28 protein-coding genes and 1 pseudogene are annotated in these 22,823 nt (G+C 34.2%); 19 read left to right on the top strand and 10 right to left on the bottom strand.

Annotated elements, in window-relative coordinates; all coding sequences use genetic code 11:
* Positions 1 to 8 precede the first annotated feature (8 nt).
* Genes HS5_RS07505 through HS5_RS07490 form a run of 4 tightly spaced genes read left to right on the top strand, consistent with a single transcriptional unit; the run spans position 9 to position 4,060 of the window.
* On the top strand, positions 9 to 722 hold the full coding sequence (locus tag HS5_RS07505; protein WP_236750642.1) for a 4Fe-4S dicluster domain-containing protein: 714 nt from the start codon (positions 9 to 11) through the stop codon (positions 720 to 722).
* A complete protein-coding gene (gene nrfD / locus HS5_RS07500) occupies positions 719 to 2,110 on the top strand; it encodes an NrfD/PsrC family molybdoenzyme membrane anchor subunit (RefSeq protein ID WP_236750641.1) in 1,392 nt (463 codons plus the stop codon). Before HS5_RS07505 ends, nrfD begins: the two co-directional genes overlap by 4 nt.
* A gap of 5 nt (positions 2,111 to 2,115) precedes the next feature.
* Positions 2,116 to 3,540, top strand: a complete 1,425-nt coding sequence (locus tag HS5_RS07495) for a 4Fe-4S binding protein (RefSeq protein ID WP_236750640.1) — start codon at positions 2,116 to 2,118, stop codon at positions 3,538 to 3,540.
* Complete coding sequence (locus HS5_RS07490) at positions 3,521 to 4,060, top strand: molecular chaperone TorD family protein (protein ID WP_236750639.1); 540 nt, start codon at positions 3,521 to 3,523, stop codon at positions 4,058 to 4,060. Before HS5_RS07495 ends, HS5_RS07490 begins: the two co-directional genes overlap by 20 nt.
* Here the strand turns inward: HS5_RS07490 and HS5_RS07485 are convergent.
* Positions 4,057 to 5,055, bottom strand: coding sequence for a molybdopterin-binding protein (locus HS5_RS07485; RefSeq protein ID WP_236750638.1), 999 nt, complete (start codon positions 5,053 to 5,055; stop codon positions 4,057 to 4,059). The genes HS5_RS07490 and HS5_RS07485 overlap by 4 nt on opposite strands.
* A 36-nt stretch (positions 5,056 to 5,091) precedes the next feature.
* Between HS5_RS07485 and HS5_RS07480 the strand changes: the two genes are divergently transcribed.
* The gene (locus HS5_RS07480; RefSeq protein ID WP_236750636.1) at positions 5,092 to 5,772 is read left to right on the top strand and encodes a DUF364 domain-containing protein; all 681 of its coding nucleotides are present in this window, start codon (positions 5,092 to 5,094) and stop codon (positions 5,770 to 5,772) included.
* A 6-nt stretch (positions 5,773 to 5,778) separates the two neighbouring features.
* Here the strand turns inward: HS5_RS07480 and HS5_RS07475 are convergent, their stop codons facing one another.
* Positions 5,779 to 6,300: a hypothetical protein gene (locus HS5_RS07475; RefSeq protein WP_236750634.1), complete on the bottom strand. Its 522-nt coding sequence runs from the start codon at positions 6,298 to 6,300 to the stop codon at positions 5,779 to 5,781.
* Between the two features lie 223 nt (positions 6,301 to 6,523).
* Between HS5_RS07475 and HS5_RS07470 the strand changes: the two genes are divergently transcribed.
* On the top strand, positions 6,524 to 6,895 hold the full coding sequence (locus tag HS5_RS07470) for a CBS domain-containing protein (RefSeq protein ID WP_236750632.1): 372 nt from the start codon (positions 6,524 to 6,526) through the stop codon (positions 6,893 to 6,895).
* Here the strand turns inward: HS5_RS07470 and HS5_RS07465 are convergent.
* Positions 6,892 to 7,854 carry a hypothetical protein gene (locus tag HS5_RS07465; RefSeq protein ID WP_236750630.1) on the bottom strand — a complete coding sequence of 321 codons (963 nt, stop codon included), beginning with the start codon at positions 7,852 to 7,854 and terminating at the stop codon, positions 6,892 to 6,894. The two genes, HS5_RS07470 and HS5_RS07465, sit on opposite strands and share 4 nt — an antisense overlap.
* Positions 7,855 to 8,107: 253 nt before the next feature.
* Here HS5_RS07465 and HS5_RS07460 point away from each other — a divergent pair, with 253 nt between their 5' ends.
* Entirely contained in the window at positions 8,108 to 8,431 is a 324-nt protein-coding gene (locus HS5_RS07460) for a DsrE family protein (protein WP_236750628.1), read from the top strand.
* A 517-nt stretch (positions 8,432 to 8,948) separates the two neighbouring features.
* On the opposite strand, the gene HS5_RS07455 is transcribed toward HS5_RS07460, so the two are convergent.
* Entirely contained in the window at positions 8,949 to 9,305 is a 357-nt protein-coding gene (locus HS5_RS07455) for a hypothetical protein (protein ID WP_236750626.1), read from the bottom strand.
* Positions 9,306 to 9,431: 126 nt separating this feature from the next.
* On the opposite strand from HS5_RS07455, the gene HS5_RS07450 reads away from it, so the two are divergent.
* Complete coding sequence (locus HS5_RS07450) at positions 9,432 to 9,671, top strand: hypothetical protein (protein WP_236750624.1); 240 nt, start codon at positions 9,432 to 9,434, stop codon at positions 9,669 to 9,671.
* Between the two features lie 2 nt (positions 9,672 to 9,673).
* Here HS5_RS07450 and HS5_RS07445 read toward each other — a convergent pair.
* Positions 9,674 to 10,728 (bottom strand): annotated as a pseudogene (locus HS5_RS07445) (HoxN/HupN/NixA family nickel/cobalt transporter).
* 196 nt (positions 10,729 to 10,924) lie between these two features.
* On the opposite strand from HS5_RS07445, the gene HS5_RS07440 reads away from it, so the two are divergent.
* Positions 10,925 to 11,761 carry an MBL fold metallo-hydrolase gene (locus HS5_RS07440; RefSeq protein ID WP_236750622.1) on the top strand — a complete coding sequence of 279 codons (837 nt, stop codon included), beginning with the start codon at positions 10,925 to 10,927 and terminating at the stop codon, positions 11,759 to 11,761.
* Positions 11,762 to 11,824: 63 nt separating this feature from the next.
* Here HS5_RS07440 and HS5_RS07435 read toward each other — a convergent pair whose 3' ends face one another.
* Positions 11,825 to 12,571, bottom strand: a complete 747-nt coding sequence (locus HS5_RS07435) for a DUF364 domain-containing protein (RefSeq protein ID WP_236750620.1) — start codon at positions 12,569 to 12,571, stop codon at positions 11,825 to 11,827.
* Positions 12,572 to 12,686: 115 nt separating this feature from the next.
* On the opposite strand from HS5_RS07435, the gene HS5_RS07430 reads away from it, so the two are divergent.
* From HS5_RS07430 to HS5_RS07420, 3 genes are all read left to right on the top strand, one after another.
* Positions 12,687 to 13,133, top strand: coding sequence for a hydrogenase maturation nickel metallochaperone HypA (locus tag HS5_RS07430; protein ID WP_236750619.1), 447 nt, complete (start codon positions 12,687 to 12,689; stop codon positions 13,131 to 13,133).
* On the top strand, positions 13,102 to 13,812 hold the full coding sequence (locus tag HS5_RS07425; RefSeq protein ID WP_236750618.1) for a P-loop NTPase: 711 nt from the start codon (positions 13,102 to 13,104) through the stop codon (positions 13,810 to 13,812). Before HS5_RS07430 ends, HS5_RS07425 begins: the two co-directional genes overlap by 32 nt.
* A 107-nt stretch (positions 13,813 to 13,919) precedes the next feature.
* A complete protein-coding gene (locus HS5_RS07420; protein ID WP_236750617.1) occupies positions 13,920 to 14,330 on the top strand; it encodes a hypothetical protein in 411 nt (136 codons plus the stop codon).
* Between the two features lie 208 nt (positions 14,331 to 14,538).
* Here the strand turns inward: HS5_RS07420 and HS5_RS07415 are convergent, their stop codons facing one another.
* Together HS5_RS07415 and HS5_RS07410 are read right to left on the bottom strand one after the other, a co-directional pair.
* Complete coding sequence (locus HS5_RS07415) at positions 14,539 to 14,871, bottom strand: PaREP1 family protein (RefSeq protein ID WP_236750616.1); 333 nt, start codon at positions 14,869 to 14,871, stop codon at positions 14,539 to 14,541.
* A gap of 47 nt (positions 14,872 to 14,918) precedes the next feature.
* Positions 14,919 to 15,845 carry a hypothetical protein gene (locus HS5_RS07410; RefSeq protein ID WP_236750615.1) on the bottom strand — a complete coding sequence of 309 codons (927 nt, stop codon included), beginning with the start codon at positions 15,843 to 15,845 and terminating at the stop codon, positions 14,919 to 14,921.
* 346 nt (positions 15,846 to 16,191) lie between these two features.
* On the opposite strand from HS5_RS07410, the gene HS5_RS07405 reads away from it, so the two are divergent.
* The 4 genes from HS5_RS07405 to HS5_RS07390 all read left to right on the top strand — a co-directional run bounded on the left by HS5_RS07405 (position 16,192) and on the right by HS5_RS07390 (position 19,882).
* Positions 16,192 to 17,910, top strand: a complete 1,719-nt coding sequence (locus HS5_RS07405) for an MFS transporter (protein WP_236750613.1) — start codon at positions 16,192 to 16,194, stop codon at positions 17,908 to 17,910.
* The gene (locus HS5_RS07400; protein ID WP_236750611.1) at positions 17,891 to 18,313 is read left to right on the top strand and encodes a MarR family transcriptional regulator; all 423 of its coding nucleotides are present in this window, start codon (positions 17,891 to 17,893) and stop codon (positions 18,311 to 18,313) included. The genes HS5_RS07405 and HS5_RS07400 overlap by 20 nt, the downstream gene beginning before the upstream one ends.
* A 331-nt stretch (positions 18,314 to 18,644) precedes the next feature.
* A complete protein-coding gene (locus HS5_RS07395; protein WP_236750609.1) occupies positions 18,645 to 19,277 on the top strand; it encodes a hypothetical protein in 633 nt (210 codons plus the stop codon).
* Between the two features lie 50 nt (positions 19,278 to 19,327).
* Complete coding sequence (locus HS5_RS07390) at positions 19,328 to 19,882, top strand: methyltransferase domain-containing protein (RefSeq protein ID WP_236750607.1); 555 nt, start codon at positions 19,328 to 19,330, stop codon at positions 19,880 to 19,882.
* 11 nt (positions 19,883 to 19,893) lie between these two features.
* Here HS5_RS07390 and HS5_RS07385 read toward each other — a convergent pair whose 3' ends face one another.
* Both HS5_RS07385 and HS5_RS07380 read right to left on the bottom strand, forming a co-directional pair.
* A complete protein-coding gene (locus tag HS5_RS07385) occupies positions 19,894 to 20,181 on the bottom strand; it encodes a clan AA aspartic protease (protein ID WP_236750606.1) in 288 nt (95 codons plus the stop codon).
* Positions 20,178 to 20,330, bottom strand: a complete 153-nt coding sequence (locus tag HS5_RS07380) for a hypothetical protein (protein ID WP_236750605.1) — start codon at positions 20,328 to 20,330, stop codon at positions 20,178 to 20,180. Before HS5_RS07380 ends, HS5_RS07385 begins: the two co-directional genes overlap by 4 nt.
* An 86-nt stretch (positions 20,331 to 20,416) precedes the next feature.
* On the opposite strand from HS5_RS07380, the gene HS5_RS07375 reads away from it, so the two are divergent.
* The 3 genes from HS5_RS07375 to HS5_RS07365 all read left to right on the top strand — a co-directional run bounded on the left by HS5_RS07375 (position 20,417) and on the right by HS5_RS07365 (position 22,698).
* Positions 20,417 to 21,553, top strand: a complete 1,137-nt coding sequence (locus HS5_RS07375; RefSeq protein WP_236750604.1) for an MFS transporter — start codon at positions 20,417 to 20,419, stop codon at positions 21,551 to 21,553.
* A gap of 85 nt (positions 21,554 to 21,638) precedes the next feature.
* Complete coding sequence (locus HS5_RS07370; protein ID WP_236753494.1) at positions 21,639 to 21,968, top strand: hypothetical protein; 330 nt, start codon at positions 21,639 to 21,641, stop codon at positions 21,966 to 21,968.
* Between the two features lie 52 nt (positions 21,969 to 22,020).
* A complete protein-coding gene (locus HS5_RS07365; RefSeq protein ID WP_236750603.1) occupies positions 22,021 to 22,698 on the top strand; it encodes a creatininase family protein in 678 nt (225 codons plus the stop codon).
* Positions 22,699 to 22,823 lie beyond the last annotated feature (125 nt).

Raw genomic sequence — 22,823 nt, 5'->3', positions numbered from 1 at the left:
GATAAATCATGTCAAACTCAAATATTCTTGAAAATAATCAGTTAGTAAATCCATATTCAAAATTTGGAAATACGAAGCAGTGTGAACACTGGGGATTCGTAGTAAGAGTAGATCAATGCCTAGGTTGCGATGCATGCATGGCCGCATGCGCAATTGAAAATGAGACACCGTTTTGGGAAGAGTTATGGAGAACTCACGTAGAAGATTTAGAAGTTGGCGAATATCCTAACGTTCAAAGAATCTTCGTGCCTAGGCTGTGCATGCAATGCGAAAACCCACCGTGTTATTACGTATGCCCTACTGGAGCTACACAAATAGTTCAAGGTGGAATAGTAGTAGTTGATGAATACAAATGTATGGGATGCTTATACTGCGTTGAGGCTTGTCCATTTGGAGCGAGATACTTCTATACCTATGATGATATACAAAAGGCTAAGGAATATTACGGAGATAACCTCATTCATGTAGTCCCGCACGTAGATAAGTGCACATTCTGCTACGGTACTGCTCCTGACGGCACGTATACACCGGCGTGTGTAAGAACATGCCCCGGAGGAGCTAGAGTTTTCGGATGTCTAGACGATCCTAACAGCGAAGTCTCCGTTCTGGTAAACACTGGACAAGCAGTAGTGTTAAATCCGCAACTTAATGTTCAACCTAAGGTATTCTATGTTTTTAATAGGCAATCTGGAAGATACGTACAAGGAGGTGATAACTCATGAATATTAAATTATGGGCCTGGACAATAGTTTTCATCCTATTAGGCGGAGGTATAATGTTTTATGGAATGAGTTATAATCCGTTAGCGTGGTTCCAGGGCCTTGTGAGTTTTACTGAACCAAACAACGAACCTATACCTTGGGGACTTTTAGTAATAGGCTATATATTCTTCGGAGTTATAGGTACTGGAGTTAGCACTTACAATTCACTTTATGAACTGCTTAATAAAAACCACAAGGAGAAAAATCCATTCGACAAAATAAAACTAAGGAATGAATGGCTTGCATTAGCTGTGCTAATACCAGGTTGGATAATGGTATTTGCATCCGCATATAAACCTGCCGAAGCGTTATTCATTTATTTAAGTTTTAGAGATACTTCAAGGATTGCTTGGAACGGTGTCCTCTATGCCCTTGTAGGAATAGGAATAATTGCCGAAATCCTTGCAATGATAGGAGAAAAAATTAAAGAAGAAGGAAAGAAAGGTATACTTGACAGTTTCTTAGCATGGCTATCGAGTAAAGCAAGTTTTGGAATCTCAGGAATGTTAAAACTAGTAGTAGACATCGATGCCTTAATAGTAGGCTATACAATATTAGTAGAATTAATACTAGACGCAAACTTAGGTTCCGTATTCGGATACTTATCAACGTGGGTATACGAATTCGGACCATTCATGTCAATCCTATTGGTTGTAGCATCATTTTATGCAGGAATAGCAATGATATCTTTCGTAACACCACTATATTCATGGCTAAGGAAATCTAACTTTAATCCTATTTCAGTACATCCTGTAACAACGCAAGCAAGTGGTAGCGGAAATGTAGACGCAGAGGAAGATAATAGAATGTTTAAGATTTTAGCAAGAGACGGTCTGTTAGCTACAATATCGATAGGCTTTCTGGTACTGTGGTGGGTATGGCTGACCGCAACTAACCAAGAAACAAGACCTTGGGCTACCTTATTAATAACTGGAAGCTGGAGTCCAATATTCTGGGCAGGCTTAGTGCTAGTAGGTATAATAATTCCTATTATACTATACTCTATAGCATATAAGAAGGAAAGCAAAGGCTGGCTGTTTGCCTCAGCAATATTTGTATTGTTAGGTTGGTTTGTTCTGATAACATTAGCAGATGTAATACCTCAAGCAATAACATGGTATTATACAATATCCCCGGTATCTCCTCAAGGTTCCACATGGGTTTACGAACTAAGAAGTAACTTTAACGGAGTTTCGCAATTTAGTCAATTACCTTTTGCAGTAACTCAGTACGACATAGTGTGGTTTGTAGGATCGGTGCTATTCCTCTTAGGAGTATATACACTAGGAGTATTACTATTACCTCTTGAAGACGAGGAAAAGCCAAAACATGTTTGGATATTTAAGTGATAAAAATGTCAAGTAATTTTTTAACTACTCCACTAATTAAGGTAAAGGTAGATATTTTTTATCACTCTTGTCCTCACAACATATCCTCAGGTTTTCACTCTTGTGATCCTAACGAAATAGCTTCTAAACTTAAAGGAATGAAAGCAGTAGTAATTGTAGGTAAATACGATGAAGAGCACTTAAAGCTATATAGAGAAGCTTCACTAAGAGCTGGTTTAAATCCACTGTTAGTTAGAGTAGTAGACTCATCTTGGGGAGAAACCGCTATTGAAGAAAATAAAACAATCTTGGAAAACGAATGGATTGCGGATTTGGCAGTTATTGAAGAAAAGAGTCTTCCAATAAGTAGGAGAGAATTAATAAGGGGAGAACTAAAGACTGTAAAGGATAGGATAGACAAACCGGTATGGATTTCTGATATGTGCAAATTATATAGAGCTTGTACACTTTGTCAAGATTCCTGTCCTTACGGTGCAATAAAAGTTGATAAGAAGAACGGCGTTTCAATAGACTACAGTAAATGCGTAGCTTGCGGACTTTGCGTTGCATCATGTCCAATGAGTGCAATACAATTTCCTTCAGTGTCTCAGCAGGCGATATTCGATCTTAGTAAAATTAAAGGTGATAAGAAAATCTCTTGCTATAAAGATCATGGAAATTCGATTAAATTACCTTGTGTAGGAATGTTATCTGCAGTGGATATAGCAATGCTAAGATCTTCAGGGAAGATAAGTCTTTACTGTCCAGGTTGCGAGCTTTCTAAGCATTTAGATAATCTTAAAGCTGTAGTTGAGGATCTTAACAAGTCAGTTGGAGGAATTTCCTTAGTTACTCCAGACTATAACATACAGCCAAAGGAAGACGAAAAGACTGTAAAAATAGGGGAGTTCTCTTATTTAGCAAATAAAGCTGAAGCTATGCAATTAGTTGCAAAGAGTAATAACTTGCCTGATGTTTCCTACGATGCGCAAATTAATGACGAAGTCTGCACCATGTGTGAAAGCTGTGCAAAGTGGTGCCCTGCGAACGCATTAACTATTGATTACCCTAACGATGCAGAAAGGCTCTCATTTAACCCTGATAAGTGCATAGGTTGTAAGATTTGTATCAATGTCTGCCCAGAAGGAGATAATGCTTGTTCTTCCGGAAATAAGGCAATAAAAATACTTCCTGCTAAGGAAGTTAAGCACGAAGTTAAGACGTTAATGAAGGACGAAATAGTGAGATGTAAGGTCTGCGGTGCAATAGTAGGATCTAGGAAAAGCCTTAATTTAGTAAAGAAAATAATGAAGGAAAGAGGATTGGAATGCGAGGATGAATGGTTAGAAAGGTGTCCAAAACATAGGGCCGAGTATTCATATAAGAAATTCTTTGGTAAAGAAGTAAAATTCAAGCCTAGGAGGAATCCAAATGATTTGGGAGGAGTTTAAGCTTTTCTCATACCTTTTTATGGGAGCTAGGTACAACAATAATGCAAAGGAACTTCTGGACAAAGTAAAGGATAAAAAGTACTACAATCTTGTTAAGAAAATTACGGAAATGATAGATAATGGAAATAAAGATCAGTTGGCTACGGAGTTCACTAGGTGTTTCATAAACGATTATAAGCACTTAAAATGTCCACCTTATGAATCTTGGTATAGAGAGAAGACAATATACGGAAAAGTTGTTGTAGATCTTTATGATATTTATTCGAAGTACGGAATTCAGCCCATGAAACAATTGCCAGATCATATATCAAGTGAAATGGAATTCTTGGCATATTTATATTATTTAGGTAAGGGAGATGAGGAGGGCAAAAAATTCATAACTGATCATTTACTTAAATGGGTTCCGCAATTTATAGATGATATAGAAAAATACCATTATGGAGAATATACTAAGCTATTGGCAGAAGCGTTAAGGCTATTTATAGATGAAATAATGGATGAAATTAAAAAGAAGAGTTAATGCATACTCTGTAACTTCATTTTAGGCTGGAAATTTGGAAGAATCCCTCCATGACCCATTAATGCAATTTCTTCTTTACTCGGAATTAAACCTGCCATTAATCTGGTGAAGATTACATCTATTGCATTTAACTCTCTATAATATATTCCTCCAGCAGAAATACCGAAGATAGGGATTGAGTCCCACATAGCTACTATCGACATTGTTGTAGGCTTAATAGGTAGACCGTAAGATATCATCTTCCCTAATTTACCTATAGCTATAGGAGTTTTGTCAGTAGCATCAACTGAAGTTCCCCCAGTTACTATAACCGCCTCAGCACCGTTATTCACTGCATTTTTTATTGCATTTACTATCTTATTCTCGTCATCAGGAACTATTTCCTTATAAACTACGTTCCAACCATATTTATCTGCTTTTTCTTTAATTACAGAATAATATTGATCTTCCTTTCTTCCCTCATAGATTTCTGTTCCAGTTATTATCAACCCAATTTTACTCTTTTTAAAAGGCGTAACATCTATTATTTTCCCTACTTTCAGTCTATCTACATCTTCATTCTTCATTTTAAAAGGAATAACTTCAACTACTCCTATCAAGTCTCCCTGTGTCACTGGAGTATAATTGTACTTTGTTATTAATAGGACACTCTGGTTTAAATTAAATGAAACCAATTTTTGTACGTCAATATTAAGTACTCCCTTAACCTTGGAAAATAGCATAGTAGATCCCTGCTTTCCAGGGACTATATTGACGTTTTCACCGCAAATGCTATTTGCAACTTGAGGAGTTATGTCCCATTCATATACAAAATCTTCTTTTTCTCCCTCATTAACCCATACGTAGTAAACGCCGGAATTCTTTAAAAGTCCTACATCTTCCTTAGTTATTATATGCTCTCTAGGTAATAAAGTAGTTGCTCCTTCTTTTCCAACATATGTTGTATCATAACCTAAAACTTTTCCAATTGCGTCTTCAGTCTTAACTTGTTTCATAGAATTATTTATGAAAGTGCATATTTAAGTATTTATATGATCCTCCAAAAGTTAGCGGAAGGGATATTAAGTTACGCAAATGGCATGAAAGTAGTAGATTATTGTGCATGTTTAAGGGCTTCGTATGTTATTATAAAAGATGGGGAAGGTAAAGAATACATTGGAATGAGTCATATTCCTCATGAAAACTTACATAATCGAGGAGAAATAATTAAACCATCTGTAGATAACTTAGAAAGCTTAGTTAATGACGTGAATATAATAAATAGGAGTTTTGGACTATCTTTAATAAATGCAATATCCCAAAAATTCGTTACACCAAAGGAAGACTACCCGGAGGTTAGAGAACCTATATGCATTATAGGCAATATGCAACCTTTGATTAAGGAATTTTCAGGAGGAAAAACGATTTATGTTTTTGAAAAGTCAACAGAGTTAAGAAACGGAGCAATGTCAGAAGAAGAATTATTTTTACCAAAGTGTAAGACCGTATTCATTACCGGTGTAACATTGTTAAATTTCTCTCTTGAAAGAATCCTAGAAATTTCCGGAGGAACTAATATTTTAATAGGTCCTTCTGCAGGATTTATTACTGAATTAGCTAAAGATTTTGGAATAAATTACGTTAAATCAATGAAGTTCACTAATGTGCAAAAAATAAAAGAACTTTTAAAATCTGGAGGTTTTTTCTCATTAAAAATAAAGATCTTGGAATAAATTATTCTATCCGGTTAAATAGAGATTTATAGCGAACCATATCCAAGCTATTAATGATAATATCACTCCTCCTGGTGCGGCTACAATAGAAAATAAAAGCACTGCAGAAATTCCCATTAAGTATATGGAATAAGAGACACTTTTAACCTTAGTAAAAACAGTCAAAGGACTGACGCTTTTTATTAGGTAAACTGCACTAACTATATAAAAAATTCCTGAAATCACGTAAGTATAAACCATTATAGCTAAGCTAAACACTGAGGATGGAGGTAAGACTACGAAGAATTCTTTTAAGCCGAAGGCAGAATACATCCCAACTGAAAAAACTAAAAATGAAAGAAAAAGCATTGTCATAGCTAAATACAGAAATTTTCCCAATTCTTTCTCTCTTTTATATTCCACATAAAGAGATCTTATATAAGATGTTACTAAGTATATTCCTATGGCTGAAGTTATAATTCCTAATATATTTAGGAGGAAGGATATTGAAATTAGAACTGATCCTATAACAGAATAAATTTTCTGCATAAATAATACTTTTCTTCATTCCGTTTAAGCGTTTAATTCACATTTATTCTAAATCTTAATTAACAAGGTTAATTACTTTCCTTAATTTATTATAAACTTTTCTATGATTAGGCAGTTGTTATCCTTTTTATATTCTTTAAGAACAGAAGCAAGAATTCACGATTCTTTTTCAGGAGTTTCATGAGCAAAAAAGGTTTTATATATAGAATTCGTTATTGGTATTATGGCATTAAAAGTGAAATTAAAACATAAAAATGTTTTAACATTAAGCGGAGAAGAGATAATTAAAGATGTTAAGCCCATCATTTCTAGATATCCTATAGTAGTTGTAACCGAGGGAAACAGAATTATAGGATATTTGACTAGTGATGAGATACAAAGTGCTGATGAAGATAAGAAATTGAAAGACATAATCAAAAAGGGAAGAAGTGTTTTAACAATAACTGGAAAAGAAGACCCTTTAGAAATCTTGAATTTAATGGTTAGGAGCAATATAAATTACGTGATAATTGTTGACGAAAAAGGGAAAGTCAAGGGAGCTTTAAGCGTTAAAGATGCTTTAGAAAACGTAAAAAGAATGATAAAATCTGATTAAGTCTTATTAGTATATCCTAATTTTATTGCAGTCTTAACTCCTTGTTTATATCCATAAATTCCGAAGATTATTACGCTTAATATTACCAAGAAGAATCCTATACCGAGAGTATGCAAATTGTGTACTTTTATCGGAGTTATAATATTGTAAGTTAATAGTGGAGGATAAAGCAATATTGCAATACCACCTATGATGAAAGCCAATCCGCCGTACTCCAAGACCGTCTTAGTTATAGTTTTTCCTACCACTGCTATTCCTTGAAAAGTTAAGTTCTTCATTCTAGTTAGCCAAGCAGCAAAAGCAGTTCCAAAGAGTACTTGTGCAGTCATTGTTCCCAGGCCGAAAAGCATTCCTGGAATCCAACCCATGTACGCACTAGGCATAGTAGGTGCAAGTACAGTGTAAACTATTAAAGCAAAAGCTCCAAATCCGAAGCCTGCAATAAAACCGTGAATAAAAGCTAGCTTTACGGGAACGGGCTTTGTTAAGTCTTTTTCGTTAACATAAGCAGGATTAATTTTATGCTGCAATTCTTCTTCCTGCAGTTCACTTCCTTTTTTATGCACTCCAGAAACTTCACCTAACTTTCTTTCAAGGTAATGCCAATGAGGATATCCTCCTTTTCTTGCTATATAAACTCCTGCAGCAGCCATTGCTATTCCTACAAAGATATAAGTTACACCGAATGCAGTAGATGTCATGAATACTCCTGCTAACGCTAAATAAGCTAACTCAGACAATATAGACCTTTGCAGAGTAAATCCTGAGGAGAATATTAATCCTGTCTTTGCACCGCCTTTAGTACTGAAAGTACCTACAGAATAAGAGAAAGTTATAGGCCACGTGTGTTCATCTGGCGTAACTCCGTGGACAATACCCAATAAATATGCTATGACTAAAGCACTGGCTATGTCAACATTCTGCGGATTCCAAAGATTTATAACTAACCAGTCGACCATAATATTAGGTATACCCTAAAGTTTATAAATTTTTCTTAATTAAGCAAGTTATTAGTGACATGATAATATTCCCTCTCTACATACAGGATTAACGTTTTTAGTTTTATGTAAAAAATATAGAGAAATTTATTAAAAATATTTAGTATTATGATTATATCATCCTAAAGTTAATATTAAGTGAATAATACAGATTTATTTAATATATTGGATTATACTTAGAAAAGTTTTTATTTTTTATCTAAGATTTTCATTTATGAAAGTCTTATTCCAAGTTTCAGAAGCAGAGAAAATACCCCTCTCGTATATTGCAATAAAAAACATGGCATCCATGAATGACGTAGATGGCGTAATTGCGGTATATTCAGAAACTGGAATCTTCGGAGTTACTAACAATCACGAAAAAGAAATGGAAGATCTACTTTCCAATCCTAAGATTCAAGTTTATGCGTGCGGAGTAGCAATGAAAATGAATAATTTCACAGAAAAAGATTTAGCAAAAGGAGTTAAAATAGCTCCAATAAGTTTTCATGAAATTGCAAAATGGCAGAATGAAGGTTACACGTATTTAAGACTTTAAGAAAATTTTTATTTGATTATTTTTATAAAAATCATAAAAAAGGAAATTTAAGTATGATATTAATTATTTTTAGTAGAATCCAATGGTAACATAAACTCTCCTATTAGTATTTTCCAATATTAAATGAACATGTTGAAGGTCAACTTGAACATTTACTATTTCATACGTTCTCATCAATTTAGACAGAATTTTGTCTATAAAAGTAAAATTTACAGATTTAAAAGTAAAAATAGTCTCAATACCATAAATAGTGATGTCAAATTTAGATTTTGTGAGTAATACATTTAAAAACTTAGCATTACTGCTCATAAAGAAAATAAGAGAAAGATTCTTAAAAAGGATTAATATATACAATTTCAAATATAAGCATTAACATTGTTAATACTTCTATATAAGCCTTGAACTTAACATTGTTTATTATTATATGTATCTCCGTATGATGTTTTAAAATTCCAAATACGACATTTTCGTAGTCAATCTATACTAAAATTAACTAAAAAATAAAAAACTTTTAAAATTACCACCAACTATGATGACATCCATGATGATGCGGTCCATATCCGTAATGTGGTCCATAACCTTGATATGGTCCCCATTGATTGAAGTTTCTTCCTAATTCCGTAAGTTCCACGTATTCTTCTCCATCCTTCTCAAATTTTCTCACTAATCCGCTAACCATTAATTGACTTAGCACGAAATCGAAGGCACTACCATATAGTGGCGCTGTATTCTTTAATTGAGATATCCTTACTGGGCCACTTTTTAGAATATCTAACACTTGGTATCCACCAATTCTCATTAATCCACCAAACATTTTTTCACCGATATCTAATTCGATATCGAAGCTAATAAACCTTTCTACAAAAGGAGCCAATCTATGAAGTTAATGATTTTATTAATAAATGAGCACGTTCGCTTTCATTCAGACATTAAAGTGACTAGAAGAATTTGGAAAGTTTTTATCGAAATCTTTTTATTCTGTATACAAGAATAAATATTAATGGAACACAAAAATCCTCCTACAATATTGCCTTCATCTCAATTTCCTGAAACAGAACAACCTGTAGTAATGGTAGTTGATGTTATGCTTAGATGTAAACTGGATAATCAAGTAATGCCGGCATCAATAGCGCTAGAGCACCAACAAATGCACATAAAGAAAGGAGAAGAACCATGCTTTATTATTGAAACTGTACCAGGAAAACAAAAAGAAGAAGAGCCGTCTAGAGGAATAATTTAAATTTATTTATTTTCTTTTAAATATTGTATTTCGTACTTACCGATTTTAAGCTTATATAATGCTAAGGAGATTGACCATGTTAAAGCGAACGTGGATATAATTATTACACCTATATTGCCCTACCATACATCGCCGTTTATTATTGCTATAATATTCCAAAACCATCCGCTAAGGCAAAACTCCGATTGAAGTAGACCTAATAATTCCAATGTCCCTACTACATATGCTACCAGGATTGAAATAGTCGTCATCGTTAAATTATACCTTCCTTATTAGGTTTCCCATAAAAGCCCACCTATACGCTCCGTTCATGAAAAATCCGTCAGTACTATCAACTAAAGTCATTCCTGCGGTAAAAGGAAAAACGAGCAACGTCCATAAGGGAATGTTTGTGAATACCCCTGCTGTTCCGGCACTTATTGCCAATAACGCTGTTTCTGATGCAGTATCGAAACCTAAGCCAAATAAGAACCCTTATGGATAAAGGTAATATTGAGAGTTCACTATCTTAAATAGTCCTCTGAAATATTATAAAGCCTCTTTTTAGTAATGCATCGTATAATTTTTCTTCATTTAATTTACCCTTCTTTGCCTGCTTAAATAATTCATAAATTTCAAAAAAGACTATTAAGTTAAGAAAACCAATAATGTAGAGGAATAAACCACTACCTAACGTATCTACTATGGAACATATGTTCTCTAACTGCGGAATACTTGATTCGACTGTTCTAGTAGCTATCATTAATGCAATGGATAATAACAGTGGAGTGACGAGAGAGAAGAAGAGATCAGTAAATAGGGATGGCTTCTTTTCTTGAACCAATTTTCTTGTTGAATTATCTATTGCTGCAAGATGATCAGCATCTACCGCATGCCTTAAGCCAAAAAGATACGCAAGAGCTCCCAAGGTGAAAAAACTGGCAAAAATTCCTTTAACGTAAATTTCAGCACTTCCGACTTCGGAAGATATCTTGAAAAGCCATACAAAAAGAAATGAGGTTATAATTATTTCACTTACATAGAAAAATAACGCTTTTGCTAAATCTCTTTGAAACATTTTTATCAGTATAATTATGTATAGCCTATCCAATATATTAGATTAACTTGTAAAAAGTAACGTGTAAGAAATAATCTATAGTTGTATTAGTGTTTTAAGGTAAACGAATCGAGTAAAAACAGATCATACAACAAAATTACTATCCATTCGTAATGAAAAGTAAAAATTTTAATCCCTTAACTATATAGAGAATATTATGAAGAAACTTTCCAACTTAAAAATAACTGTACTAAGCGATAATTTCGTTTCAACGTTAATTCCTCCATTAATAGGAGAGTGGGGATTTTCTGCAATAATAGAAACCGACGATACTAAAATACTTTACGACGTAGGTAACTCTGGTTATCCTGTTCTTTATAATGCTGAAAAACTTGGAATAGACTTGAAGAAGATAGACTACATTGTCTTAAGTCATGGCCACAGCGATCATACAGGAGGGTTTGGTAATCCCGAACTCGTTAAGAAGTTAGAAGGTAAAGTAGTTATTGCTCATCCTTCAGTTTTCGAGAAGAAATTACTAAACTGGTCAGGGAAACTTGAATATATAGGAATTCCAATGAACTTAGATGAAATGGAAAAGCACTTCCACGTAATACTAACTTCTCAGCCTTTGGAAATAGCTGAAGGAATAATATTTAGTGGAGAAGTGAAGAGATACGGTTATGATGAATATACAGCAGGTCTGTTTACAACGAAGGATTCTTCAGTTGTTGGAGACCATATGAAGGATGATGCGGCGCTTTACATGAACACTGAAAATGGATTAGTAACATTAACGGGTTGTGGACATTCCGGTATTCTAAATATAATAAATCATGCAAAGGAGGTTACGGGAGAAAACGTTTATGCCTCTCTAGGAGGTTTTCATTTATTATCCTCACCAAAAGATAAAGTTGTAAAAGTATCTGAAGAATTGCTTAAGTTGAACAAAATAGGTCCTGCTCATTGTAGCGGAAACCTAATAAAGAGTTTGATTGCAGAACATAAGGATAAGTTCATTGACGCAGGAGTAGGGAAAGTAATAGAATTCTAATGCGGTAGCTAAAGGGCATAGAGAGCAGAATATTACGGAGAGGAACTTTTCATTAGCAAGGCTTTAACGTGTCCTTACTATGAATGAAACATCTCCTTCCATCTTACTTGGATTAACCATCCCACAGCCTTGACTTATTTTCTTTATAAACGAATAAGGCCTATTAACTCTTATTCCTGCTAATACGTCAACTCCGAAGTCGAACATTAAATCCAGCATAGGAGTACTAGGCCCTAATAAAATTACATAAGCGTTAGCCTTTCTGGACAGTTCTAAAAGCCTATCAATCGATTTATTTATAATAGTAGTTGCAGTTATTACTACAACTTGGCTGTCTTCAATTACAGTCTCTGCGGCAGTAGAAGGAAGAATACCTTGAGAAGAATCTATAAGGAAGGGATTGAGCTCTAAAACTACAAACTCTTTTGCAACTTCCTTGAATTTCTGTAAACCAGGGAACTTTCCTATCATTACTATTTTCTTTCCTTTACCATACTCTAGTGCAATGTCTAAGCCATTAGCTTCAGTATTACCTTTAGGTTCTATAACAGAATTTATTGAAGCTAAACCCACGCTTGCTTCTAAAAGATTCCAAGACTTAAGATAACCCGCAAGTTCTCCTACAGATTTTTCTTCTAAATGTCCAAAGTCCTTTATGTCCAAATCTTCGGTATTCATGTTATATGTCATTGAAACTCCACAGTACTTTGAAAGTACGCAAGTCCAGGTTACGCCTACTGTAACGTTTTTCACTTCCGTATCATTTTCTTTAGCATGAGAAATTAATGAATCTATAACTTTACTTTGCATAATATAATTAACGGGAATAACATTTATGTTTTACCATAAATATTTTTTATCAAACTTATTTATCTCCGTTAACGCAAAGAGTAATAATTAATATAATGAAAAGCAAAAGATAATTATGCATGAGTGGTCGGTTGCCGACTCAGTAATTAGGACAGTCATAAACTGGGCTGACGATAAAAAGATAAAGGTCAAAAAAGTGGTTTTAGGAGTTCCTACTTTCTCTTTCCTTGACGTAGAAATTTTGAAAGAAGCGTTTGACATGATGAAGAAAGACTCAGTCCTTGATGAGGCAGAACTTGAGGTTAAGTTTAAGGACCCAGTATTTAAGTGCAAAAACTGCGGTAAGGAATTTTCACTCAATGAGGTTAAAGACCAAATAGAACAAGTTAGATCTGAGTTTGGGGAAGAATACCCTATGCATCTCATGCCAGCTTTAGCTCCTTCTTTCATTAAATGCCCTTACTGCGGTTCTCATGATATTATTCTTCAGTCTCAAGACATGACAATTGACGAAATAGAGGTGGAGGAAAATGGAACCGTTAAGACAATTAGCCAAGGATAAGCTTTCCGGAAAGAAAGTGTATGCAGTAATGAGTGCTAAAGGCGGTGTTGGAAAAAGTGTAATATCGTCTCTCTTATCTTTAGTCATGAAAGACTCAACGTTAATCGACCTGGATATTCACACTATGGCTATACCAAAGCTTTTCGGGCTTGATGGTAAACTGCATGAAGTTACTAAAAATGGTATTGAACCGTTCGAAGTTGAAACTACTAAAATAGTAAGTTTAAGTGGAATAGTTAAGGATAATTATGTTATATTGCCAGGAGGAAATCAGTCGAGTATAATGGAATCCTTAATAGCTTATTCTCACATTTCTACAAAGAACGTTATATTTGACCTACCACCCGGACTGGGAGATGAGGTTTTAGTACTGGAAAGAATCTCAGATTTTACTCCTATAGTAGTAACTACGCCTTCTAAAATAACGAAAAAAGTTGTTGACTATATAATAAAGTATTTAAAAGACAGAGGAAAGGATCCAAAGATTATAGTTAATTTAGCTTACATGGACTGCGACGGTAAGATTGTTAAGCCTTTTGGAGAATATGAAGGTTTCGGATTACCTATAGATCCTACTATTGAAGATTACATGGGAAGAATTCAACATTATGAAGGTATAGTTAAGAGAAAAATAGAAGAATTTGTCAGGAATGAATTAAAAGTTAATGAAGGGAATTAAGAAGCATTACCTGATAATCTATATTAAATGGTAAACTTCAAGCACTAGAGAAGCTCAATTCCCCCTTAGTTAAGAACTGTTTTATTTTTAAAAATCGATAATTATGCATGCCTTTTATACCCGATCTGGATATCGTACTAAATGAAGTCAAAAAGGACGTTAAAGCGAGAAAAGGAAGGGAAGCTAACGCAAGGGTAACTTTAGCTAGATTTAATCCTTCTGTCTTAGGTTTCGTTAGAGCAGGAGATGATACAATCTATATTAATGAAATTCCTTATTCTCAATTCAGATATACCCAATACGAACATGATTATCTTTACGTGGTTATTTTGCATGAATACTTACATTTATTGGGAATAGCAGAAGAAAGAGAGGTAAGAAGAATAACAATGGAAATAGTAGAAGATAAGTTTGGCGATGGAAGTTTCGCATACAAGTTCTCAATCCAGCTAGCAGATCCTATAGATATTTATCTTAAAGACTCATGGAGATATGGAAAGCCACATACATATATATGACTGAGAAGGATAAATCACTTAGATACAGTTTTTCTTAGCCTGAAGCCAAGAAATAGTTAGATGTACTTTGTGAATTATTTTAATTTTTATCAAATCCAACGTTAAATTCACTTTTAATTCGACATATGATTTAGAATTTAATAAAAACTGATGAGTTTAACACCTAGAGAAATTGAAGTACACAACAAAGCAAGTTAGATGAAAATTTTTAAATTAACTTAATTCTTTCATTTGCAAGGTTGAGGAGCTCAACTACGTCATCCCTATATATCCTTATCAATTCAGCATCAAAGCTCCTTCTAGCGGTGTAAAGTAGTGAAGCCCCAGCCCAGTAAAGTATTATTTTATCTCCTAAAATATTAGCCAATTTTGTTACAATTTCTTCTATGTTTTCCAAACTAATATTGAATTTATGAGCTAAAAGTATTATAGCCTCTCTTGCAGCCTTGTAGTATTTTTCACAAGCATCAACTAAATCGCCTTTACTCAAAAACTCATCAGCCTCTTCCAAATATACATCAGCTGAAGTTCTAATTAACATTAAATCATCGCCTATATTATGAAATACAGGTCAAAAATCTTAACTACCTATTGCATTAACCGTAATAACGATCTTACGGTCTCACTATTAAACCAGAAGTCCTTAATTGTCCCGTAATTTCTATCTATAAAATCTCTCAATTCCTCATGATCTTCTTTTACTCTCTTCAGCAACTCATCAAAAGGCTTATCTTTATCCTTAGCATATTCTGTAATTAATTCAGATAATACTGCAGAAAACTTTCCTTGATCTTTACTCTTCATTTCATTAACCAGTTGACCAACAAACGGTTTATATTTAAAAACTAACATATTAAAATTTCTAGCCTTCTTATATGGAAGCGTACTGTCATAAATTTTTACAACGACCCCTTCCTTACTTTTTAACCACGATAAAACTTTCTTAGAGTCTACATCTTTCGAGCTTTTAACTTCAATGAAGTCTACTGAATGAGGAAATGAAAATTCTGTAGGCAATAAATAACGATTGCCCTTAAGCGCGTCAAAAACAGAAAAGGTGAGAGGTTCTTTCTCAACTTTAAAAGGAGAGTACTCCTTACCAAATATTTCCATCTTTATTACTACTCCTTCTTCCTTAGCTTTCGCCATTAATTCAAGGAAGTCTTCGCGGAACTTTATAAAGATTCCGAAGAGTAAACTCATATCCTGTTTATCAATCCTTGAACCGCTCTTATGACTCAAGTGAACTTTATCATCAACTTTCATTACAATTTGGGTCCCATCGTGTTTAGGTTCAATAAATACTTTATACTTTAATGCGTCATCATTTATTACCTCGTTTAAAGACAATATATTCTCAGCATTATACTCGTACTCGTTCCTACGAAGGTCTTCTTTATAGTCCTTAAATACTGAAAGGAATTCGTTATAGTTATCTTCACTAGGATGAAGGTTAAGCTTCTGCTTACAGAATAGATATATATCGTGTTTTATACCTTCATCAAGTAAGTTCATTAATAGTTTCTTCGCTTTTTAAAACAATAAGTGTTAGCCGAAAACCATCATTCAATTTATTCTATAAATTGTAAGAATTTTAGTTATACTCTATTGAAGTTTAAAAGATATCGATATTCCTCAAATTACATCACTATCTTCCATATTTCGGTAAAAGATCTTGATTTTTAAAACCTCAGAAAGTATATTTATCTTCATTGGTATGTTTATTACTCTTACATTAAATATTTACTTAATTATTATTTTGCTTATCTAACGTTTATAAAGGTTTGAAAGCCTAGCCTCTCTAAAGTAGTTCAGTTAAGAAAAGTTTATAACTTAACTATTAAGTATTAAACTGATTCACATGGTTGAATATAAGTGGATTGCACTTTCAAATACGACAATTGGAGTTCTAATGTCGGCAATAAACGGTACAATAATTCTGATTTCCCTTCCAGCTATTTTTAGAGGAATTGATATAAACCCGGTGGAACCGTCGTCTTTTCAATACTTATTATGGATTTTAATGGGGTATAACGTAATAACTGCAGCTTTCCTTGTCACTTTTGGCAGGCTTTCAGATATTTTCGGGAGAGTTCGTTTATACAATTTGGGTTTTGCCGTATTTACTATAGGATCTATCTTACTTTTCTTAACGCCTAATACCGGAGATCTTGGTGCTTTAGAACTCATAATTTTTAGGCTAATTCAAGGAATAGGTGCAGCGTTTCTTTTTGCAAACAGTGCTGCAATAATAACGGATGCATTCCCTGTAACGGAGAGAGGTAAGGCATTAGGTATAAATCAAATAGCGGGATTAGCAGGGTCTCTAGTAGGTCTAGTTTTAGGAGGAATATTAGCTACAATAAACTGGAGGTTCATATTCTTAGTAAGCGTTCCGGTTGGAATTTTAGGCACAATATGGAGCTACTTAAAACTGAAGGAGACCGGAGGAACTGCCAAGGGAGAGGGAATAGACTGGATAGGTAATTTAGTTTTTGCTGGTGGACTAGTGTTATTGCTACTAGGTGTGACATACGGATTAATGCCATACGGAACTTCACAAATGGGCTGGACAAATCCATACGTAATCGCTTCTCTAGTGGCCGGTGCAGGGCTTTTAATAGCTTTTCCATTTATAGAGAAAAGAATGAAGTATCCTATGTTCAGACTTGAACTGTTTAAGATAAAGGCGTTTCTAATGGGCGGAATTTCTCAGTTACTCTTCGCATTTGCTTTCGGAGGAATAATGATAGTTCTTATAATTTTACTTCAAGGCATATGGCTACCTTTGCACGGTTATAGCTATTCTTCAACTCCATTCTGGGCTGGAGTTTATATGATACCTATGATGTTAGGATTCGTAATAATGGGGCCAATAAGCGGCGCATTATCGGATAGGTACGGCGCAAGGACTTTAGCTACTGTAGGCTTGATAATAGTAGGTGCAGCGTTCATAGCGCTCAGCACTTTGCCTTACGACTTTAACTACCCAGAATTTGCTGCTATTATCTTCATTATGGGATTAGGTAGTGGAATGTTCGGAGCCCCAAACACTACTGCAATAATGAATAGCGTTCCAAGAATGCATAGAGGTTCAGCATCAGGGATGAGGACTACGCTACAGAATTCAGCACAGACTGCCAGCTTAGCGCTGTTTTTCACTATAATAATAGGTGTATTGGCTGCAACTTTGCCTACAGCGCTCTCGCAAGCTGTTACTGAAGCTGGCGCTCCTCAGTTGGCTCCCATAATGTCTAAAATACCTGTAACAAGTGCATTGTTTTCTGCATTTCTGGGTTACAACCCAGTAGGCGCAATACTTTCTACATTGCCTCATCAATTAACAGCTTCTCTAAGCCCTTCTACAATTGCGACGCTCACAAGTAAACAATGGTTCCCAGAGGCTATTGCTCCTTCTTTCATGCACGCACTTAAGATTTCTTTCTACATAGGGGCAACTATGGCTTTCCTAGGTGCTATAGTCTCTGCATTGAGAGGAGGAAGGACAATTGCTGAAGAAGTTATTGAAAATGATCCACCGAGTAAGAGAGGTGTAAACAATGAAGGAAATAGAGTCTAAAGAACTTGAAGTCTTAAGAATAATGTCAATAATATATAAGGAAATAAATCGTGAAGCGTTAAAAAGAATAGGAGAGGGAGATCTTTCGGCTTTAGATGTCGGTATAATAAAAATGCTGAGCATATCTCCTTATACTCCCGCTAAACTTGCAAGCATTTTAGGAGTTTCAAAATCTGCAATGACGTACGCCGTAGATAGGTTAGAAAGATTAGGCTTAGTTATGAGGGTTAGAAGCGAAAAAGATAGGAGGATTATACAATTAGAACTGACAGAAAAAGGTAAGGAAATTTTAGTGAAGGCTGAAAAAATATATGCTGACGTAACTAAGGAAAAACTTAATGTATTAACGGAAGATGAAATTAACACATTGATAAATATTCTCCAGAAATTGATCTCAAAATAGAGGAAATTTGAATCTAAAAATTTCCAGTTTTTAATTGTTAATTTATTTGACTATCTGAATTTTTATCTATATAAAATATTATTGATTTAACCTTAAGAAGGTATATTACATGAAAATAATTAGCCATAATAAAATATGATAGAAGATCTCATCGCTAGGAATTATACGAGTTTGAACTCATAGTGCACGAATCCCCGTGCACTCGTTAGTTTTGATCATCGTGCACGTATCCCCGTGCACTCCCAAATAATAATTCATCAAAAGCGTAATTAAGCCTTTCTGTACCATTTAGTTAACTAATATTTATATGTATACTTACCTTTACACAAGTGTGGAAATTAATATAGCAGTAGACGAGGCAGGAAATCCTAACGATGATAAACCCTTTGTAATCTCTGCAGTACTAATAGATGACGTGAATACTTACTTTAGACTATACGATGAGGCAATTAGAGATGCACAAAAACTTACGGGAAAAGATATAAAATATTTCAAATGGTCAGAAGACTTACCTAAGCCGTCTAAGCTAGGTAAAGATGTTAAAGGAGTATTCGTGAACAAGGTGTTATCAAACTTGCGTGGAGTTTCATTAATAATAAATAAAAAGGAAAACTTGAGTCCTCATGTGGTAGAAATTTACGGAAAAATTTTGGGATTAAACTTAAGAAAATACGTTGCGGGAAAAAGAATTATTGTACATTACGATAGAATTCCTATACTAAGAAACAGCGATAGGCAATATATCCTTATTAATTTTCGTAACTGGACTTTAGCTAGCATTGTTAGGATAGATTTTACAGGTCACGATAAATGCAAACTAATTCACTCTGCAGATTACGTTTCTGGGATAGTCAGAGAACACTTGATAAACACTAAGGAGGATTATAAACTTTACATTGATAGATACTTTACAGCTATAACTAAGAATTTTGAAATAAAGAAGATTAATCTTGAGGATTATTAAGCAGACTACTATTTATCATAATTTATAAATTAAAGATAACATAATAAACTATGTCATCTATTTTTGACAGCATAAACTCGTGGAATTATAAGCCTTTTAGGAGAATGGGAATTACAATTTGTGAGGAGGTAAGGATAGGAAAATTGGTTTCATCATTCATAAAGAGGTTAAACCCTAGAAGAGTTCTAGAAATCGGTTGCGGGAACTGTTTAGTAACACTCTCTGTAGAGAAGGAAGTTAAACCTCCTTCCTTAGTTTCCATAGAAGTTTGGAATAATGAAATTACTGACAAGGAAGTGAAGAACTATTTAAGGGGAGAAGATTCTAATCTAGTAGAAAATCTATTTCCTTTACCTTTTAAGGATAAGACTTTTGATTTAGCTTACTCGGCCCTTTATTTTTATAATACGGTAAGGAAGGAAAGAAGTACATTAGCAGGAGAAGTTAGTAAGGTAATAAAAGACAAAGGTTACTTTATACTCATAGAGCCTGAAATTGTAAGGAACATAAGGAAGGACTTCTTTAATGCAGGGTTTTCTGAAGTAGAGTACCACGTGGATCAAGGTATCTTCTTTTCATTAATGGTTAAGGATCAGAAACAGTAAGGTTCTTATAATTAATCACCAAACCAAGTTTTATTAAGGCTTTTTCCTCCAATCAAATTCTCATTCAACTGAGGAATCCATAATACAATCACGTTAATTTCATTATTTAATATTCTTACAGCAGAAAGCTTACCGGAAGCCCTATAACACTCATTTGCGGTTATGCACACCAATCCGGCATCAAATGTAGGGAATTGAATTTTATCAAATATTTCATAATTAACTAACATCTCACCACTGAAGCTGGTATCTATAACAAACCAATCTTCAATATTGCCAACCTTAGCCTTTATTCTCACAAAAGGAAATAGACTTTAGAGTGACTTTTTATTTTTACCTTCTTACCATCCTTAGTCTTCTCCAAAACAAAACTATACAAAGAATCAACATCAGAAAACTTACCTAAAAGACTTCCATCATCGTCATAAACGAGATACTCTTCTTCCATAGGTTTATATAAAGTATTTCTCCTTTAATTAATTACTCTAAAAATTTTGAGAAAACGATATATCTTTTGTTTCTAAGCATATCTTTATGAACAGAAGGATACTCATTTACGCCGTGATAATAGTAATCATAACGTTCTCTTTAAGGGCTTCAAACAACATGTTAGTAACCACATTACCATTAATTGCTAAATACTATTTTCATTTCTCAAGTGTTCTAATAGGAGTAATTTCCTCTCTAGCATTACTCTCAGCTTTCATAGCCAGCGGACTAGTAAACTCAAGGCTTACCTCACCTTTAAGGAGAGAAGCTTTCATAATCTCATCAATAGCTTATGCAGTGATTTTCCCATTCTTTTATTTCTCAAACTCCTACAACGTTTGGATACTAACTTCCGTAGTTGGCTTTTCTTTAGGTATGGTAATGCCCAATATAATAACGTCTGCAGGGCTCTTCCAAGACCAGAAGACCAGGGAAAGAATGCTGTCACTTTACACATTAGCTTTAAGCACTTCACTCATATTAGGTCCTTTAATTGAGTCTGCAATACTGTTGAGATTCAACCTTTTTCAAGCTTTCCTATTCTTCTCAATCTTTGCAGGCCTAGTTGCACTCTCTTCTTTCACAGTAAAATTTCCTAACGAGGATTCCGAAAAAAGGATAAAAGTTAATACTTGGAATAATCACGGCTTTAGGTTATCTATTTTCCTTAACCTAATGTACGCTCTACCTTTCGGGACTTTAACAACTTTCGGAGGGATTTATGCAGTTGATTCTTTTCATGCATCTTACTCTTTGGCAACTGCACTATTTGGGATGTTCTTTGCAACCTCCTTTTTAGGAAGGTTAATGATGACTATATTCCCTCCAAGAGATTTGGGATTACCAATATGGATTTCGGCAAGCTTAACAATTGTAGGTTTGGCAATGGTCTTCCTATCAAATTCCTTAATATTCTACATTATAGCTTTGATAGTCCTCGGTATACCACACGGACTTACTTATCCTACTTCCTTGATTGCGTTAACTAGGAGTTTTTCAGAAAATGAGAGAAATATTGCGAACAGTTATTTCTCAGCCACAATGACCGCTTTTACCTCTTTCGTACCAATAATTATTTCGTCTTTGGTAAGTTACGTGGGGATAAGGTACTCATTCGCTTTACTAATTCCAGTATCTTTAGCTTTCTTTATTGCAGTACTGTTGAGTGAAAAGAGAGGATAACTTTGTTTTAAGAATGTTAATACTAATTTTTAACCCTAGGAAAGATAATTAACTTGTGATAATCTGTACCACAGTAAACGATAACATGAAATTTGAGATCTTTTCTAAAGCAAGATATTTAATTCTCCTCAATGAGAATGGAGAAATCCTCGAAAAGAGGAATAACCCTGCACTAAATTCCCCTATGAAGAGACCTGTAGTTGCTAAAGAATGCGTAGAACTTAAAGCTAATGAAGTAATTGCCCCTCACGGTTCTCTGTGCTTCCCTTCATATAGAATACTGAAGAAGGCAGGAGTAAAAATGCTGATTGCAAATCCGAGAGATGATATAAGGACGAGGAATTTAAGAGAAGTTAATATGAGGGAAGTTCTATATTCAAGTTTTCTAGCAGTAACTGAAAGAATAAGGGAATAAGCTCAAATGGAGATTCTCAAGAGAATTAAAGCCCGTGTTAACCTAATTATTTATGTATTTGCTTTATTCGACTAGGGATGAGATTAAGGATAAGGTTTCATTAATACCGGTAGGTAGTATTGAACAGCACGGTCCTCATTTGCCAATGGGTAGCGATTCAATAATTGCTGAGGAAATTGTCAAAAGAGTAGAAGAGGAAATGAAAGACTACGTGCTCTTATTCCCAACAATTTATTATACATGCTCAATAGAGCACGGTAATTTTCCTTACGTTGGAGTATCTTACGTTACCTTCTTTAATTACATGGTAGAGGTAGTGAAAAAAGCCCTAGAGTTTTCAAAGGCTGTAGTAATAATTAACGCCCACGGAGGAAACCAAGCAGTACTAGAATTAGTAAAGAGAGAAATAAACTTCAAGAACAAAAAGAAGGTTTACATTTTTTATCCTGATTATGATTTCTTTCAAGGAAAAGATTTACATGCAGGAACTGTTGAGTCTTCAGTAATTAAGTACCTTTATCCTTCTCTTGTTAAAGAGAACAGACTAGGTGATGATTTTTCAGTAAAAGAAGGAGTATTTGATACTATAACTACATCAGAAGCTAATCCTCAAGGAATAATAAATATAGGAGAATTTAAAATTGATATAAGCATAGGAGAGAAATTTATAAGGATGAATGTAAAGAAACTGAAAGATATAATACTGAAAATAATTGAGAAAAGTACTTAATAACCCATATTTCATGCAAATTATATAAATTTATTCATTTCGTCTAATATGGAATGCAATCTATTTTTAAGTATTAATAGTGGAACGTCGTAAGTCTACTCGACAAAAAATGGTAAAAAAATTAA

Source organism: Acidianus sp. HS-5 (assembly GCF_021655615.1).
In the GTDB taxonomy this organism is placed as follows: Archaea; Thermoproteota; Thermoprotei_A; order Sulfolobales; family Sulfolobaceae; genus Acidianus.
This window is presented reverse-complemented; position numbering and strand designations above follow the sequence as displayed.

Bases quoted from the DNA above. Each gene is read 5' to 3' on its own strand.
- HS5_RS07505 (WP_236750642.1), top strand. From the start codon at position 9: ATGTCAAACTCAAATATTCTTGAAAATAATCAGTTAGTAAATCCATAT.
- nrfD (WP_236750641.1), top strand. From the start codon at position 719: ATGAATATTAAATTATGGGCCTGGACAATAGTTTTCATCCTATTAGGC.
- HS5_RS07495 (WP_236750640.1), top strand. From the start codon at position 2,116: ATGTCAAGTAATTTTTTAACTACTCCACTAATTAAGGTAAAGGTAGAT.
- HS5_RS07490 (WP_236750639.1), top strand. From the start codon at position 3,521: ATGATTTGGGAGGAGTTTAAGCTTTTCTCATACCTTTTTATGGGAGCT.
- HS5_RS07485 (WP_236750638.1), bottom strand. From the start codon at position 5,055: ATGAAACAAGTTAAGACTGAAGACGCAATTGGAAAAGTTTTAGGTTAT.
- HS5_RS07480 (WP_236750636.1), top strand. From the start codon at position 5,092: ATGATCCTCCAAAAGTTAGCGGAAGGGATATTAAGTTACGCAAATGGC.
- HS5_RS07475 (WP_236750634.1), bottom strand. From the start codon at position 6,300: ATGCAGAAAATTTATTCTGTTATAGGATCAGTTCTAATTTCAATATCC.
- HS5_RS07470 (WP_236750632.1), top strand. From the start codon at position 6,524: ATGGCATTAAAAGTGAAATTAAAACATAAAAATGTTTTAACATTAAGC.
- HS5_RS07465 (WP_236750630.1), bottom strand. From the start codon at position 7,854: ATGGTCGACTGGTTAGTTATAAATCTTTGGAATCCGCAGAATGTTGAC.
- HS5_RS07460 (WP_236750628.1), top strand. From the start codon at position 8,108: ATGAAAGTCTTATTCCAAGTTTCAGAAGCAGAGAAAATACCCCTCTCG.
- HS5_RS07450 (WP_236750624.1), top strand. From the start codon at position 9,432: ATGGAACACAAAAATCCTCCTACAATATTGCCTTCATCTCAATTTCCT.
- HS5_RS07440 (WP_236750622.1), top strand. From the start codon at position 10,925: ATGAAGAAACTTTCCAACTTAAAAATAACTGTACTAAGCGATAATTTC.
- HS5_RS07435 (WP_236750620.1), bottom strand. From the start codon at position 12,571: ATGCAAAGTAAAGTTATAGATTCATTAATTTCTCATGCTAAAGAAAAT.
- HS5_RS07430 (WP_236750619.1), top strand. From the start codon at position 12,687: ATGCATGAGTGGTCGGTTGCCGACTCAGTAATTAGGACAGTCATAAAC.
- HS5_RS07425 (WP_236750618.1), top strand. From the start codon at position 13,102: ATGGAACCGTTAAGACAATTAGCCAAGGATAAGCTTTCCGGAAAGAAA.
- HS5_RS07420 (WP_236750617.1), top strand. From the start codon at position 13,920: ATGCCTTTTATACCCGATCTGGATATCGTACTAAATGAAGTCAAAAAG.
- HS5_RS07415 (WP_236750616.1), bottom strand. From the start codon at position 14,871: ATGTTAATTAGAACTTCAGCTGATGTATATTTGGAAGAGGCTGATGAG.
- HS5_RS07410 (WP_236750615.1), bottom strand. From the start codon at position 15,845: ATGAACTTACTTGATGAAGGTATAAAACACGATATATATCTATTCTGT.
- HS5_RS07405 (WP_236750613.1), top strand. From the start codon at position 16,192: ATGGTTGAATATAAGTGGATTGCACTTTCAAATACGACAATTGGAGTT.
- HS5_RS07400 (WP_236750611.1), top strand. From the start codon at position 17,891: ATGAAGGAAATAGAGTCTAAAGAACTTGAAGTCTTAAGAATAATGTCA.
- HS5_RS07390 (WP_236750607.1), top strand. From the start codon at position 19,328: ATGTCATCTATTTTTGACAGCATAAACTCGTGGAATTATAAGCCTTTT.
- HS5_RS07380 (WP_236750605.1), bottom strand. From the start codon at position 20,330: ATGGAAGAAGAGTATCTCGTTTATGACGATGATGGAAGTCTTTTAGGT.
- HS5_RS07375 (WP_236750604.1), top strand. From the start codon at position 20,417: ATGAACAGAAGGATACTCATTTACGCCGTGATAATAGTAATCATAACG.
- HS5_RS07370 (WP_236753494.1), top strand. From the start codon at position 21,639: ATGAAATTTGAGATCTTTTCTAAAGCAAGATATTTAATTCTCCTCAAT.
- HS5_RS07365 (WP_236750603.1), top strand. From the start codon at position 22,021: ATGTATTTGCTTTATTCGACTAGGGATGAGATTAAGGATAAGGTTTCA.